Origin of the sequence: Pseudomonas sp. B21-040, from assembly GCF_024748695.1 — a bacterium.
GTDB lineage: Bacteria > Pseudomonadota > Gammaproteobacteria > Pseudomonadales > Pseudomonadaceae > Aquipseudomonas.
In genome coordinates this window covers 2,732,927-2,746,285 of sequence record NZ_CP087176.1, presented here as the reverse complement: position 1 = coordinate 2,746,285, position 13,359 = coordinate 2,732,927, and the positions used below count along the sequence as shown (strand labels likewise).

General features: G+C 56.4%; 14 protein-coding genes. 6 read left to right on the top strand and 8 right to left on the bottom strand.

Annotated elements, in window-relative coordinates; genetic code table 11:
• The first annotated feature begins 69 nt into the window (after nucleotides 1-69).
• The gene (locus LOY55_RS12650) at nucleotides 70-288 is read left to right on the top strand and encodes a PLD nuclease N-terminal domain-containing protein (RefSeq protein ID WP_109784600.1); all 219 of its coding nucleotides are present in this window, start codon (nucleotides 70-72) and stop codon (nucleotides 286-288) included.
• A gap of 609 nt (nucleotides 289-897) precedes the next feature.
• A complete protein-coding gene (locus tag LOY55_RS12645) occupies nucleotides 898-1,191 on the top strand; it encodes a fructose-bisphosphate aldolase (RefSeq protein ID WP_109784599.1) in 294 nt (97 codons plus the stop codon).
• 125 nt (nucleotides 1,192-1,316) lie between these two features.
• Here LOY55_RS12645 and LOY55_RS12640 read toward each other — a convergent pair whose 3' ends face one another.
• The 8 genes from LOY55_RS12640 to LOY55_RS12605 form a co-directional block, all read right to left on the bottom strand.
• Nucleotides 1,317-1,820: a hypothetical protein gene (locus tag LOY55_RS12640; RefSeq protein WP_109784598.1), complete on the bottom strand. Its 504-nt coding sequence runs from the start codon at nucleotides 1,818-1,820 to the stop codon at nucleotides 1,317-1,319.
• A 144-nt stretch (nucleotides 1,821-1,964) separates the two neighbouring features.
• Entirely contained in the window at nucleotides 1,965-2,102 is a 138-nt protein-coding gene (locus LOY55_RS12635; protein WP_158283911.1) for a hypothetical protein, read from the bottom strand.
• A gap of 189 nt (nucleotides 2,103-2,291) precedes the next feature.
• Nucleotides 2,292-2,801: a hypothetical protein gene (locus LOY55_RS12630; RefSeq protein WP_223524590.1), complete on the bottom strand. Its 510-nt coding sequence runs from the start codon at nucleotides 2,799-2,801 to the stop codon at nucleotides 2,292-2,294.
• A gap of 30 nt (nucleotides 2,802-2,831) precedes the next feature.
• Nucleotides 2,832-3,278, bottom strand: coding sequence for an NUDIX hydrolase (locus LOY55_RS12625; RefSeq protein WP_109784596.1), 447 nt, complete (start codon nucleotides 3,276-3,278; stop codon nucleotides 2,832-2,834).
• A 114-nt stretch (nucleotides 3,279-3,392) separates the two neighbouring features.
• Nucleotides 3,393-3,941, bottom strand: coding sequence for a cupin domain-containing protein (locus LOY55_RS12620; protein WP_046027697.1), 549 nt, complete (start codon nucleotides 3,939-3,941; stop codon nucleotides 3,393-3,395).
• 504 nt (nucleotides 3,942-4,445) lie between these two features.
• Nucleotides 4,446-5,744, bottom strand: coding sequence for an FAD-binding oxidoreductase (locus LOY55_RS12615; RefSeq protein WP_046027698.1), 1,299 nt, complete (start codon nucleotides 5,742-5,744; stop codon nucleotides 4,446-4,448).
• A 57-nt stretch (nucleotides 5,745-5,801) separates the two neighbouring features.
• Complete coding sequence (locus LOY55_RS12610) at nucleotides 5,802-7,292, bottom strand: aldehyde dehydrogenase (RefSeq protein WP_109784594.1); 1,491 nt, start codon at nucleotides 7,290-7,292, stop codon at nucleotides 5,802-5,804.
• Nucleotides 7,293-7,469: 177 nt separating this feature from the next.
• The gene (locus LOY55_RS12605; RefSeq protein WP_046027704.1) at nucleotides 7,470-8,846 is read right to left on the bottom strand and encodes a glutamine synthetase family protein; all 1,377 of its coding nucleotides are present in this window, start codon (nucleotides 8,844-8,846) and stop codon (nucleotides 7,470-7,472) included.
• 284 nt (nucleotides 8,847-9,130) lie between these two features.
• Between LOY55_RS12605 and LOY55_RS12600 the strand changes: the two genes are divergently transcribed.
• From LOY55_RS12600 to LOY55_RS12585, 4 genes are all read left to right on the top strand, one after another.
• Nucleotides 9,131-9,892 (top strand): gamma-glutamyl-gamma-aminobutyrate hydrolase family protein, encoded by a 762-nt coding sequence (locus LOY55_RS12600; protein WP_046027705.1) that lies wholly within the window; start codon nucleotides 9,131-9,133, stop codon nucleotides 9,890-9,892.
• Nucleotides 9,893-10,225: 333 nt separating this feature from the next.
• Entirely contained in the window at nucleotides 10,226-11,368 is a 1,143-nt protein-coding gene (gene potA, locus LOY55_RS12595) for a polyamine ABC transporter ATP-binding protein (RefSeq protein WP_046027706.1), read from the top strand.
• Between the two features lie 29 nt (nucleotides 11,369-11,397).
• Entirely contained in the window at nucleotides 11,398-12,279 is an 882-nt protein-coding gene (locus LOY55_RS12590; protein ID WP_175649006.1) for an ABC transporter permease subunit, read from the top strand.
• On the top strand, nucleotides 12,276-13,160 hold the full coding sequence (locus LOY55_RS12585; RefSeq protein WP_109784591.1) for an ABC transporter permease subunit: 885 nt from the start codon (nucleotides 12,276-12,278) through the stop codon (nucleotides 13,158-13,160). Before LOY55_RS12590 ends, LOY55_RS12585 begins: the two co-directional genes overlap by 4 nt.
• Nucleotides 13,161-13,359: the final 199 nt, after the last annotated feature.

Genomic DNA, 13,359 nt, shown 5'->3' with positions numbered 1-13,359 from the left:
AACCCCAAAAATTAATGAACCCTGCCCACCATCACTCACCTAACTGCATGACCATCAGGAGGGTGACCCATGCAATTCGAAACAACCTGGATAGTACTTACGGCAGTTCTTCTACTGATCGAGCTATGGGCAATCAACAGAGTCCGCAAAGCCGACGGCAAATCGAGCAACAAACTCTTGTGGATCGTGGTGATCGTGTTCGTGCCGATGATTGGGGTCCTGGCATGGGCAGCGTTCGGCCCGAAAAACACCGAACACAACGCGCATTCGCCGCAGGACCGACAATGACGTCGAACGATCCGCAACATCGATTTTGGTAATTGCACAAAGCCCCAACGATTCGGGGCTTTGTCGTTTCGGGCCATCCGAAAAACATGTAGGAAACCGCCCCCTGTGACGAGGGAGCTTGCTCCCGCTGAGCAGTGAAGCCGCCCCATTTTTCACCAAACTTTTAAACAACCCAAAACCCTGTAGCAGCTGGCGAAGCCTGCGTCCGGCTGCGCAGCAGCCGTAAACCAGTACACACGGTTCACCTGACACTAAACATCCTTTGATTTCACGCCCGCGACCCAACTGCATTCAATCGCAGCCACCCGCTAAAAACTCGAGTTTGCGTCCTACAACCCCGTTTGCAGCCACCAAAATCGACGCCTATATTCGAGCCGTCGCTGACCGCAGTCAGCGATAGGGTTTCGCAGCCCTGAAGAAGATGACGCACCGCTAAATGACAACTGTGGCAAACTTTGCCGCCGTTACGTTTTATGGCGGCTGTGTGTGGGAGACCTTCGGGTCTGCCGGCTTTTGTCTCTTCTCCGGTCTGCGAACCCACACATAGCTGCCACCTATTTGTTTCGCAGCAGAAAGGTGGCTACATAATCCTTTGAAGAGCTCATCTTTATGTCTACGAACAATCCGCCACGCCGCTTCACCCCCATGTCCCAATTCGCCACCGACTACCCCGTCCTGCTCATCGACAACGACGCCCCGCTACGCGAACTCCACAACTGCCTCAGCGAACGCCTCAACGCCGTCCTCAAATACCTAAACCTGATGGCCTGCACCAGCCTCCCCGACTACGCCGAAAACGACATCAACACCGTCACCAACATCGCCCGGATCATGGTCCAGGATGTGAGTGATGTGTTTCGGGTGATTGAGCAGCGTGGATTTGATGCGCCCAAAGGTAAGTAACCGCATTTCCACAAAAAAGGTGACAGATCTATTTATTAAATATAATTCGCACCTTCTCCACTAAAATAGTAAAAAATGGCGACAGATCTATCTATAAAAATAGATCTGTCGCCATTTATATTTCTCTAACTCTGAGCCCCTACCCTTTCGAGTTTGGTTCCGAAACTAATAGCTCTCGCATATGCAGGGTCCATTTCTGTGCCATCAGGGCGCCCCCCTTCGGTTCTTACATTAATAAACTCCCCTTTTACTATGCCTTTTTCGAAATCCACTTCTTTTAATCGCATTGTACCTTCGACAAACTGACCTCCACTTATCATTTCACTGCCGCCTTGGATCAAAAGCGCGCTAAAACCTCCCGAACCAACCTTATAATCAACACTTGGTTTAAAATTTACGTGTCCAAAGTCCAAGCGAAACACCCAATGATTCGGCGCATCCTCTGGATTAAACCCATAAAAATATCGTTGACCGGAAGCAGTAAAACGGCCATTAACTTTAACTTTACTGGTAGCTACAGCAAAATCCCTGTCAGACAACTCAATTTCAAATTGAGCCTCCCAGTCATCACTCGATGACGAACCTAGTAGCCGAACATCATTTTTTTCAATCGTTTTATTACTGGCCATAAACGACATCCTGTTTTATTTATAAATGAGCACTCTCATTTCAGCCCATTCAGACTAATTAAATAAAACACACTCCACACCTGTAAAATATGACAGGTAATAAGATCATTCAAGCATAACCACAAAAAAACCCATTACCCTTAGCTATAACAGCAGGCAAAAAGCTGCCAGACGAAGATCGACGACATTAGTTGCACCCACATCAGCGACCATGACCAGCGTGAACTCAGCAATGCCAAGAAGGTCGGTAGCTGCTCGTATATCGGCGATCACAACCTGCATAACCAGTGTGATCCATGAAGCAATGATTGTACGGCTCACCGAGTGCCAGATAGAGCCGGCAGCAAATCAGAGGAACTAAAACCCGCATTACTGCGGGTTTTTCATAATCTGTTTCATACATGGCAGAATCCCCCAATCGCAATCAAAGGTGACAGATCTATTAATTAAATAAATCTTTCATAATTTCCACTAGTAAAGAGATTTGCTTTTACGCTCTTGCCTTTGCTTTTCTCTAGCTTCCCGTTCCTCCCTTTCAAACTTTTTCATTTCTTCATAAAATTTAGTTGATGTTAATCTGAGATTCTGCATATGACCGATTGCGACTGTTGTAGCAATGACTGTAGTGGCGCCAGCCCAGGCGGTTTTGTTCTGCGCAATTCTGCTTAAAATAGAATAGCAGGGCCACAGGCCGGGAATGCTCACGCCTAACTCTAACAGCAGCGTATACCCAAAAAGGAATGCACCCGCGAAAAGTAACCCGAGAATTGAGAACATACCCAAGTAATACATTATGGATGATGAAACAACCCAAGCATTTCGGACAAAAACAGGAACAGCAAGTATTACACCGAGCAATCTATAACCGATTATCTCAGCAAAATTGTTATACCAACAAGGAAGAAAAGGCCGGAAAATATATGAAGCCATCCATATAACAAATATTACTTTTAACACTATAACAATAACGTCCCACCACATATGCACCTCGCCAACAAACAGCCACAGAGATCAATTCAGCAATGCGACCTTTTTAAGTAGATCGTAGAGCCCATCCGGCACCAACGGCGCGTCATCAGTAAAGCCCTCCCACGCCAGCCACTTCGCAGTGAACGTCGCGCCATCGGTTTCCTGACCGTCCAAATACGGCAACTCATAAGCACTAACATCCACAAACTTCGCATCGTAAACCTGAACAATTTCATGCCCCGGCCTGCCGGCGTAGGTAAAGATGTTTTCAAGCGTCCCGAGCAAGCGGACATCAGTAATAGCCAAACCAAGTTCTTCCTGAACTTCGCGGACAATGGCTTGGGCACTGGTTTCGCCAAACTCGATTCCACCGCCGATTGGGCGGAAGAATGGGCGGTTTTTGATGGGGTCGTGGGCTTCGCTGAGCAGGATCTTGCCATCGTGATGGAAGATGCAGAGTGCGAGGGGGCGGATGCGGGGTGTGGTCATGAGGTGAAGTCCATTTCTTTAGATAAACGCTGAAGCAGCTGCTTCCATTCAGCATGGGTGTTGAATGCGGACGCAGCCTTCGGCAGCTGCTACAAGGTTGCGTCCGTTTTGAGGTTAGAAGTTTGCCGGGGTGTTGGCGCTGATGATTTCCGCTTCATCCTGGCCAATATTGCGAAACTTGTGCGGCAGGGTTGTCGGGAAGTAGTAGCCGTCGCCCGCGTTGAGCACGCTGATCTGGCCATCCACGGTCAGTTCAACCGTGCCACGGGTTACGAGCCCACACTCTTCCCCTTCCGAGTGCACAATCGGCTCTTCCCCCGAACTTGCCCCAGGCGCGTATTGCTCGCGCAGCAAGCGCATCTGCCGACTCGGCACCGAAGCGCCAATCAGCAGCAATCGCAGGCCATGGCGACCGAGGTCCGGCTGTTCGTTGGCGCGGAACACGTATTGATGCTCACGCGGGGGCTGGTCGAAGGTGAAGAAGTCCGCCAAGGACATGGGGATGCCCTCGAGCAGTTTTTTCAGGGAGCTGACGGAGGGACTGACGCGATTCTGTTCGATCAGGGAGATGGTGGCATTGGTGACGCCGCTACGCCGGGCCAGCTCGCGCTGGGACATTTTGTAGCTTTCGCGTACTAATTTGAGTCTTGAGCCCGTGTCCATGACAGCCTTATGCGTGAATTACTTAAGGGGTAATGGGGGTGGATGGCGGGCGACTTTTGGCCGCGAAAAACACCGCTTCCCTGTCCCGGAAATTTGAAAGGCGGGTATTAAATCACGTTTGTTCGTGTTGCTCAGCAGGTTCGATAAATGGTTAGTTAAAAAGGTTGTTTTGACCTGATATCAGGGGGTTTGGCTGTGAAAACTGTAGGGGCGGTTGCTGTGTGTCAGCTGGCATTGATGGCGACGGGGATGGCCTCATCGCGAGCAAGCTCGGCTCCTACAGGGTAGTGGTGTGTCAGGCGATATCGATGCTGGCTGATATGGCCTCTTCGCGAGCAGGCACGCTCTCACAGTTTGGTTCTGGTCGTGTACAAATTTTGTGTATGCCATAGATCTCCTGTAGGAGCCGAGCTTGCTCGCGATGGCGGTGTGTCAGTCACATCGACGGAGGCTGATACACCGCCATCGCGAGCAAGCTCGGCTCCTACAGGGATTGCGGCGGGTTTAGATGCCGAAACGGTCGCGCAGCGAGTAGTACACGGCACCGAGGGCGGTCAATGGGGCCGAGAAGGTGCGGCCGCCGATCATTGGCATGTGTGGCAGCGAAGCGAACGCATCGAAGCGTTCGGCGTCGCCGCGGATCATTTCCGAGATCAGTTTGCCGGCCAGGTGCGAGCAGGTGACGCCGTGGCCGCTGTAGCCTTGCATGTAGTAGGCGTTTTTCTCGATGCGGCCGAATTGCGGCATACGCGACATGGTCAGCAGGAAGTTGCCGGTCCAGCGGTAGTCGATCTTCACGTCCTTCAATTGCGGGAAGGTCTTGAGGATTTTCGGCTTGATCAGTTGTTCGATGTCATCCGGTTCGCGCGCGCCGTAGACCACGCCGCCACCGTACAGCAGACGGTTGTCGGCGGTGAGGCGGTAGTAGTCGAGCAGGTAGTTGCAGTCTTCGACGCAGTAATTGTTTTTGATCAGGCTGCGCGCTTGCTGCTCCGACAACGGTTCGGTGACGACGATTTGCGAGCCGCACGGCATGCTTTTGCTGGTCACGCGGTTGTCGAGGCCTTGCGGCAGGTAGGCGTTACCGGCGATCAGCAGGTACTTGGCCTTCACCACGCCTTTGGCGGTGCGCACGGTGATCGGTTCGCCGTAGGTGATTTCCACCGCCGCCGATTGTTCGTAGATTTTGCCGCCCAGGCCGATGATGGCCGACGCTTCGCCGAGGGCCAGGTTCAGCGGGTGAATGTGGCCGCCCTGCATGTCCAGCAGGCCGCCGACGTAGGCGTCGGACCCGACTTCGCGCTTGATGTCGGCCTTGTCGAGCATTTTCAGGTTCTTGTTGCCGTAGCGCTCCCAGCTCTTCTTCTGCTCGGCCAGGCCATTGAGTTGCTTCTTGTTCATCGCGGCGAAGATGCCGCCCGGACGGTAGTCGCACTGGATGTCGTAGTGTTGTATGCGCTGACGGATGATGTCGGCGCCTTCGAAAATCATGCTGCCAAGGATTTCAGCCGTCTTGTCGCCGTAGCGTTCTTCGATGACATCGACGTCGCGGCTATAAGAGTTGACCAGTTGACCGCCGTTGCGACCGCTGGCGCCGAAACCGACTTTGGCGGCTTCCAGTACGGTGACGCTGTAGCCGGCTTCGGCGAGGAACAGCGCCGAGGACAAACCGGTGTAGCCTGCGCCGATGATGCAGACGTCGCAGTCCACCGCACCTTCCAATACCGGGAAGTCGCCCTTGAAGTTGCGAGTGGCGGCGTAGTAGCTGTTTACATGATTTTGTTTATCAGAGCTTTGTTTCATAAGTTTCTCCGATGACCGCCGGCAGCGTGCCGGCGACCGTCGCTTTTTTTATAGGTGTTAGAGCTTGATCCAGGTCGCTTTGAGTTCGGTGTACTTGTCGAACGCGTGCAGCGATTTGTCCCGACCGTTACCCGACTGCTTGTACCCGCCGAACGGCGCGGTCATGTCGCCGCCGTCGTATTGGTTGACCCAGACGCTGCCGGCACGCAAGCCGCGAGCGAAGGTGTGAGCCTTGCTCAGGTTGCTGGTCCAGACGCCGGCGGCCAGGCCGAAGATGCTGTCGTTGGCGATGGCCAGGGCTTCTTCAGCGGTGTCGAAGGTGATCAGCGACAGCACCGGGCCGAAAATTTCTTCACGGGCGATGGTCATGGCGTTGGTCACTCCGTCGAAAATCGCCGGTTCCACGTACAGGCCGCCGGTGCTTTCGAGGGTGCGGCTGCCGCCCGCGATCAGTTGCGCGCCCTGGTCTTTGCCGACCTGGATGTAACGCAAGACGTTGTCCAATTGACGCTGATCGACGACCGCACCGACGGTGGTTTCAGGGTCCAGTGCATGGCCCGGTTTCCAGGCTTGCAAGGCTTCCACCAGCAGCGGAATGAACTGCTCGCGGATCGAACGCTCGACCAGCAAGCGCGAGCCGGCGGTGCAGACTTCGCCCTGGTTGAAGGCAATCGCACCGGCCGCCGCTTGGGCTGCCGCGCGCAGGTCCGGCGCGTCGGCGAACACCACGTTCGGGCTCTTGCCCCCGGCTTCGAGCCACACGCGTTTCATGTTGCTTTGCCCGGCGTAGATCATCAGTTGCTTGGCAATCGCGGTCGAGCCAGTGAAGGCCAGCACGTCGACGTCCATGTGCAACGCCAGTGCCTTGCCGACGGTGTGACCGAAGCCCGGCAGCACGTTGAACACGCCTTTCGGGATGCCGGCGTCCAGCGCGAGCTGAGCGATGCGGATCGCAGTCAGCGGAGACTTTTCCGAAGGCTTGAGGATGAACGAGTTGCCAGCCGCCAGGGCCGGGGCGAACTTCCAGCTGGCCATGATCAACGGGAAATTCCACGGCACGATGGCCGCGACCACACCCGCCGGTTCACGGGTGATGAGGCCCAGTTGATCGTGCGGGGTGGCGGCGACTTCGTCGTAGATCTTGTCGATGGCTTCGGCGCTCCAGCGGATCGCGTTGGCGGTCGCCGGGATGTCGATGTTCATCGAGTCGTTGATCGGCTTGCCCATGTCGAGGGTTTCGAGCAGGGCGAGTTCTTCCTGGTTGGCCAGGATCAGGTCGGCGAAACGAATCAGGATGCGCTTGCGCTCGGCCGGGGCGAGGTTGGCCCAGATGCCGGATTCGAACGTGCGGCGCGCGACGGCGACGGCCGCATTGGCGTCGGCTTCGTCGGTGCTGGCGACGTTGGCCAGGAAGCGACCGTCGACCGGGCTCGTGCATTCAAAGGTATCGCCGCTGAGTGCCGGGGCGTATTGGCCGTCGATGAACGCACGGCTTTCAATGGTTAGGGACTGGAAGCGTTGCTCCCAGTCGCTGCGAGTGTTTGTCATGGTTGTGACTCGACGTAGAGGAGTGTAGGAGCCGAGCTTGCTCGCGATAGCGGCGCATCAGGCGACATTGATGTTGAATGTGCCGCCGCTATCGCGAGCAAGCTCGGCTCCTACAAGGAGGGTACGGCGGGAAATCACCATTAAAATCGAAGGTAATTAACCCACCGCTCAAGTCCATCAGACGGTGTGCAAGTACCAGTTGTACTCAAGGTCGGAGATGGAGTTCTCGAACTCGGCCAGCTCGCTTTCCTTGCACGCCACGAACACGTCGATGTACAGCGGGTCGATGTATTTGGCCATGACTTCGCTGTCGTCCAGCTCGCGCAGGGCATCGCGCAGGTTGTTCGGCAGGCTCTGCTCGTTTTGCTCGTAGCTGTTGCCTTCTACCGGTGCGCCCGGTTCGATCTGGTTGGTCAGGCCGTGGTGAATACCCGCCAAAACCGAGGCCATCAACAGGTACGGGTTGGCGTCGGCACCCGCAACACGATGCTCGATGCGTACCGAGTCCGGCGAACCGGTTGGCACACGCACTGCTACGGTACGGTTGTCGATGCCCCAGCTCGGGGAGTTCGGCACGTAGAACTGCGCGCCGAAACGACGGTACGAGTTGACGTTCGGGCAGAGGAACGCCATCTGCGCCGGCAGGGTCTCGAGCACACCGCCGATCGCGTGTCGCAGCGCGGCGTTCTGCTCGGGATCCTCGCTGGCAAAGATGTTGTTGCCTTCTTTGTCGAGAATCGAAATGTGCACGTGCAGACCGTTGCCTGCCTGACCCGGATACGGCTTGGCCATAAACGTGGTGTCCATCTCGTGGTCGTAGGCGATGTTCTTCACCAGACGCTTGAGCAACACCGCGTAGTCGCAGGCTTTGATCGGGTCGTTGACGTGATGCAGGTTCACTTCGAACTGCGCCGGGGCGCTTTCCTTGACGATGGCGTCAGCAGGGATGCCCTGCTCTTTCGCGCCTTCGAGGATGTCTTGCAGGCAGTCGACGTATTCGTCGAGGTCGTCGATCAGGTACACCTGGGTCGACACCGGACGCTTGCCGGACACCGGTGAGCGCGGCGATTGCGGACGGCCGTTCACGTTGTCCTGGTCGATCAGATAGAACTCGAGTTCGAACGCAGCGCAGATGGTCAGGCCCATGTCGTCGAACTTGCGCACGATATTGGCCAACACTTCACGCGGGTCGGCGAAGAACGGCTCGCCTTCCAGTTCATGCATGGTCATCAACAGTTGCGCGGTCGGGCGCTTCTGCCAAGGCTCGATGCTGAGGGTGCCAGGAATGGGGAAACAGATTCGGTCAGAGTCGCCGATGTCCAGACCCAGGCCGGTGCTTTCCACCGTAGAACCGTTGATGTCCAGAGCAAACAGGGACGCCGGCAGGTTAATGCCTTTTTCGTAGACCTTATGAAGACTGGTGCGCTCGATGCGCTTGCCGCGCACCACACCGTTCATATCCGCAATCAGAAGGTCGACGTACAAAACCTCAGGATATTTCTTAAGGAATGCGTTTGCTTCGTTGAGTTGAACGGCACGCAGAGGGACCGACATGATGCACCTATTTTTTAGCTGTTAATTATTATGTTCACTACCCTTTCACGAGCCCAGTCAACCCGAACGGCAAAGTGAAGTCAATAGCGAACACTTGGCCTTTCAACCTTTATTTTCGGGCCTTTTTTGGGCACGAGAGTCCTAAATGAGTCTTGCGCACCGTGTAAACGCTGAGGTTCGGACGTACGGCGTTTAGAATTTTTTACATGAGAGTTGTTAATTAAAATCAACAAGGCTAAGCTCCGGAAAAGCTCGTTCAAGTGTGAAACTTCGAGGTGATAAAAATGGCATTCAAGCCATTGATCGGCGTTACTGCGTGCGTCAAACAGATTGGCCTGCACCCCTACCACATCAGCGGCGACAAGTACTTGCGTGCTGTCAGCGTCGCGGCTTTGGGGCTGCCTGTGGTCATTCCTTCCTTAGGCGAACTGACTGAAATCGAGGATATGCTCGCGCATCTCGACGGTCTGTTGCTGACCGGCTCGCCCTCGAATGTGGAGCCTTTCCACTATCAAGGCCCGGCCAGCGCTCCCGGCACGGATCACGATCCGGCGCGGGACGCCACAACCCTTCCTTTATTGCGTGCGGCCATTGCGGCTGGCGTGCCGGTGCTCGGCATCTGCCGGGGCTTCCAGGAAATGAACGTGGCGTTTGGTGGCAGCCTGCACCAGAAGGTCCACGAGGTGCCCGGCATGCTCGATCACCGCGAGGCGGACAGCCCGGAGCTGGCGGTGCAATACGCACCGGCGCATGCGGTCACCGTGCAACCGGGTGGCGTGTTCGAGGCGCTGGAGTTGCCGGCCGGGTTCATGGTCAATTCGATTCACAGCCAAGGCATCGACCGACTGGCGCCCGGTCTGCGTGCCGAAGCGATTGCGCCGGACGGTTTGATCGAGGCGATTTCGGTGGAGCACAGCCCGACCTTTGCCGTCGGCGTGCAGTGGCATCCGGAATGGCAGGTGCTGTCGAACCCGCCCTACCTGAGTATTTTCCAGGCGTTCGGCGATGCGTGCCGGCGACGGGCCGCGCTGCGTAAAAACCGCTGACTTAAAACATTGAACATCTATTTACTGCCCCCGCGAGCCAGTCGGGCGTGCCCTTGCGCGCCCGTCCCTCGCGACAGCAACACACTGCGATAACAACAAGTACTACCAGGCAGCCAGGACGGCGGCGCCGAATAAGCCCAGCCGGAACGGGTAACCCTGTAGGAGCCGAGCTTGCTCGCGATGGCGACCGAACATTCAACATTGATGTCGGCTGCCGGGGCCTCATCGCGAGCAAGCTCGGCTCCTACAGGGACCGTACCCGGCTCAGGCTAGCAATCCACTATTAAGTCAGGCCGCGTTGGCCCGACGACTGAAACCTGTTGGGAGTTTCACATGGCAAACGCCTCCAGCATTTACAGGAAGGCTCTTGAAGGTCACCAGGCACCGAAAAAGGTGTTGGTGAAAGTCGACCGCGTCACCAAGAAGTTCGACGAAACCATCGCAGTGGACGATGTTTCGCTGGAGATTCATCAAGGCGAAATCTTCGCCCTGCTCGGCGGCTCCGGCTCGGGTAAATCGACGCTGCTGCGCATGCTCGCCGGTTTCGAACGTCCCACCGAAGGCCGGATCATGCTTGACGGTGTCGACATCACCGACATGCCGCCGTACGAGCGGCCGATCAACATGATGTTCCAGTCCTACGCCTTGTTCCCGCACATGACCGTGGCCCAGAACATCGCCTTCGGCCTCAAGCAGGACCGTTTGCCCGCCAGCGAAATCGACGCCCGCGTTGAAGAAATGCTGCGACTGGTGCACATGACCCAGTACGCCAAGCGCAAACCGCATCAACTGTCCGGCGGTCAACGTCAGCGTGTGGCACTGGCGCGCTCGCTGGCCAAGCGACCGAAGCTGTTGCTGCTCGACGAGCCAATGGGCGCACTGGATAAAAAGCTGCGTTCGCAGATGCAACTTGAGCTGGTTGAAATCATCGAGCGCGTCGGCGTGACGTGCGTGATGGTGACCCACGACCAGGAAGAGGCCATGACCATGGCCGAGCGCATCGCGATCATGCACCTGGGCTGGATTGCGCAAATCGGCAGCCCGGTCGACATCTATGAAGCACCGGTCAGCCGCATGGTCTGCGAGTTCATCGGCAACGTGAACGCCTTCGATGGCACGGTTGTAGAAGACCTTGAAGGTCACGCGATCATTCACAGTCCGGACCTTGAAAACAAGATTTACGTTGGCCACGGCGTCAGCACCTCGGTGCAGGACAAGTCGATCACCTACGCCATCCGCCCGGAAAAAATGCTGGTCAGCACGATCAAGCCGGACACTCGCTACAACTGGTCGCAAGGCAAGGTCCACGACATCGCCTACCTCGGCGGTCACTCGGTGTTTTACGTGGAGCTGCCTGGCGGCAAGATCGTCCAGTCGTTCATGGCCAACGCCGAACGCCGTGGCGCGCGTCCGACCTGGGACGACAAGGTCTATGTGTGGTGGGAAGACGACAGCGGCGTGGTACTGCGCTCATGAAAACACTCAATCAGCGGTTTATGCGGCTGATGCCGAGTGGTCGAAAGCTCGTCATCGGGATTCCATTCTTGTGGCTGTGCCTGTTTTTCCTGTTGCCGTTCTTCCTGGTGATGAAGATCAGCTTCTCGGAAGCGGCGCTGGCCATTCCTCCTTACTCCGAGATCTACACCTACGCCGAACAGAAATTCCAGCTGTTCTTGAACGTTGGCAACTACCTGCTGCTGACCGACGATGAGCTGTACCTCTCGGCTTACCTCGGTTCGTTGAAGGTCGCGTTTTTCAGCACGCTGATGTGCCTGGTCCTCGGTTTCCCGATGGCCTACGCGATCACCAAGGCCAGCAAGGAAGCGCAAAACGTCCTGATGCTGCTGATCATGATGCCGACCTGGACAGCGATCCTGATCCGCGTTTATGCGTGGATGGGCATCCTCAGCAACAACGGTTTGCTCAACGCGTTTCTGATGTGGACCGGCCTGACGTCGCACCCGATCGAGATCCTCAACACCAACACCGCCGTCTACATCGGTGTGGTGTATGCGTATCTGCCGTTCATGATCCTGCCGCTGTACGCCAACCTGGTCAAACACGATCAGAGCTTGCTGGAAGCAGCGTCGGACCTGGGCTCGAGCACCTTCAACAGTTTCTGGAAAATCACCGTGCCGCTGGCCAAGAACGGCATCATCGCCGGTTGCATGCTGGTGTTCATTCCGGTGGTCGGTGAGTTCGTGATTCCGGAACTGCTGGGCGGCCCGGAAACCCTGATGATCGGTCGCGTGCTGTGGCAAGAGTTCTTCAACAACCGCGATTGGCCGGTGGCGTCTGCCCTGGCGGTGGTGATGTTGCTGATCCTGATTGTGCCGATTCTGCTGTTCAACCGTAGCCAGGCCAAAGAGATGGAGAGTCGGGGATGAAACGCTTCGGATTTTCAAAGTTCATGCTGATTTTCGGCCTGTCGTTTATCTACCTGCCGATGCTGATTCTGGTGATCTACTCGTTCAACGCCTCCAAACTGGTGACGGTGTGGGGTGGCTGGTCGTTCAAGTGGTACGCCGGTTTGCTGGACAACACGCAACTGATGGGCTCGGTGGTGCGCTCGCTGGAAATCGCCTGCTACACCGCGATTGCGGCGGTGGCGCTGGGCACGCTGGCGGCGTTTGTGCTGACCCGCGTGACCCGCTTCAAGGGCCGCACGCTGTTCGGCGGCCTGGTAACGGCGCCGCTGGTGATGCCGGAAGTGATCACCGGTCTGTCGTTGTTGCTGCTGTTCGTGGCCATGGCGCAGTTGATCGGTTGGCCGCAGGAACGCGGCATCGTCACCATCTGGATCGCGCACACCACGTTTTGTGCCGCTTATGTCGCGGTGGTAGTCTCCGCCCGCTTGCGCGAGCTGGACCTGTCCATCGAAGAAGCGGCCATGGACCTCGGTGCCAAGCCATTAAAGGTGTTTTTCCTGATCACCATTCCGATGATCGCGCCCTCGTTGGCAGCCGGCGGCATGATGTCGTTTGCCCTGTCGCTGGATGACCTGGTATTGGCGAGCTTCGTCTCCGGGCCGGGTTCGACGACCTTGCCGATGGAAGTGTTCTCGGCGGTACGTCTGGGCGTGAAACCCGAGATCAACGCCGTAGCCAGTTTGATCCTGTTGGCCGTCTCGATCGTGACTTTCATGGTCTGGTACTTCAGCCGCCGCGCCGAAGCCACCCGTAAGCGTGCGATCCAGGAAGCGATGGACCAGACCGCCAGCGAATCCTGGCAACAACCTGAAAAGCAAATGGCTGGAGCAGTGGCCTAAGGGTCTGCTGCACCCACACTTTGTAGCAGCTGGCGAAGCCTGCGTTCGGCTACGAAGTAGTCGTAAAACCTGTGAATTCAATCTTCCTGATAGAACCGCAGTGTCTGAACTCACGACTGCTTCGCAGCCGAACGCAGGCTTCGCCAGCTGCTACAAGGGGTGTGCCATGACTGCAACTGTTTTGCGTATTTGAATAAAA

What these genes read in the sequence shown, in the direction of transcription:
- LOY55_RS12610 (WP_109784594.1), bottom strand. Translation starts at nt 7,292, where the DNA reads ATGACAAACACTCGCAGCGACTGGGAGCAACGCTTCCAGTCCCTAACC.
- LOY55_RS12625 (WP_109784596.1), bottom strand. Translation starts at nt 3,278, where the DNA reads ATGACCACACCCCGCATCCGCCCCCTCGCACTCTGCATCTTCCATCAC.
- LOY55_RS12630 (WP_223524590.1), bottom strand. Translation starts at nt 2,801, where the DNA reads ATGTGGTGGGACGTTATTGTTATAGTGTTAAAAGTAATATTTGTTATA.
- LOY55_RS12650 (WP_109784600.1), top strand. Translation starts at nt 70, where the DNA reads ATGCAATTCGAAACAACCTGGATAGTACTTACGGCAGTTCTTCTACTG.
- LOY55_RS12645 (WP_109784599.1), top strand. Translation starts at nt 898, where the DNA reads ATGTCTACGAACAATCCGCCACGCCGCTTCACCCCCATGTCCCAATTC.
- LOY55_RS12620 (WP_046027697.1), bottom strand. Translation starts at nt 3,941, where the DNA reads ATGGACACGGGCTCAAGACTCAAATTAGTACGCGAAAGCTACAAAATG.
- LOY55_RS12590 (WP_175649006.1), top strand. Translation starts at nt 11,398, where the DNA reads ATGCCGAGTGGTCGAAAGCTCGTCATCGGGATTCCATTCTTGTGGCTG.
- LOY55_RS12640 (WP_109784598.1), bottom strand. Translation starts at nt 1,820, where the DNA reads ATGGCCAGTAATAAAACGATTGAAAAAAATGATGTTCGGCTACTAGGT.
- LOY55_RS12605 (WP_046027704.1), bottom strand. Translation starts at nt 8,846, where the DNA reads ATGTCGGTCCCTCTGCGTGCCGTTCAACTCAACGAAGCAAACGCATTC.
- LOY55_RS12615 (WP_046027698.1), bottom strand. Translation starts at nt 5,744, where the DNA reads ATGAAACAAAGCTCTGATAAACAAAATCATGTAAACAGCTACTACGCC.
- LOY55_RS12635 (WP_158283911.1), bottom strand. Translation starts at nt 2,102, where the DNA reads ATGCAGGTTGTGATCGCCGATATACGAGCAGCTACCGACCTTCTTGGC.
- LOY55_RS12585 (WP_109784591.1), top strand. Translation starts at nt 12,276, where the DNA reads ATGAAACGCTTCGGATTTTCAAAGTTCATGCTGATTTTCGGCCTGTCG.
- LOY55_RS12600 (WP_046027705.1), top strand. Translation starts at nt 9,131, where the DNA reads ATGGCATTCAAGCCATTGATCGGCGTTACTGCGTGCGTCAAACAGATT.
- potA (WP_046027706.1), top strand. Translation starts at nt 10,226, where the DNA reads ATGGCAAACGCCTCCAGCATTTACAGGAAGGCTCTTGAAGGTCACCAG.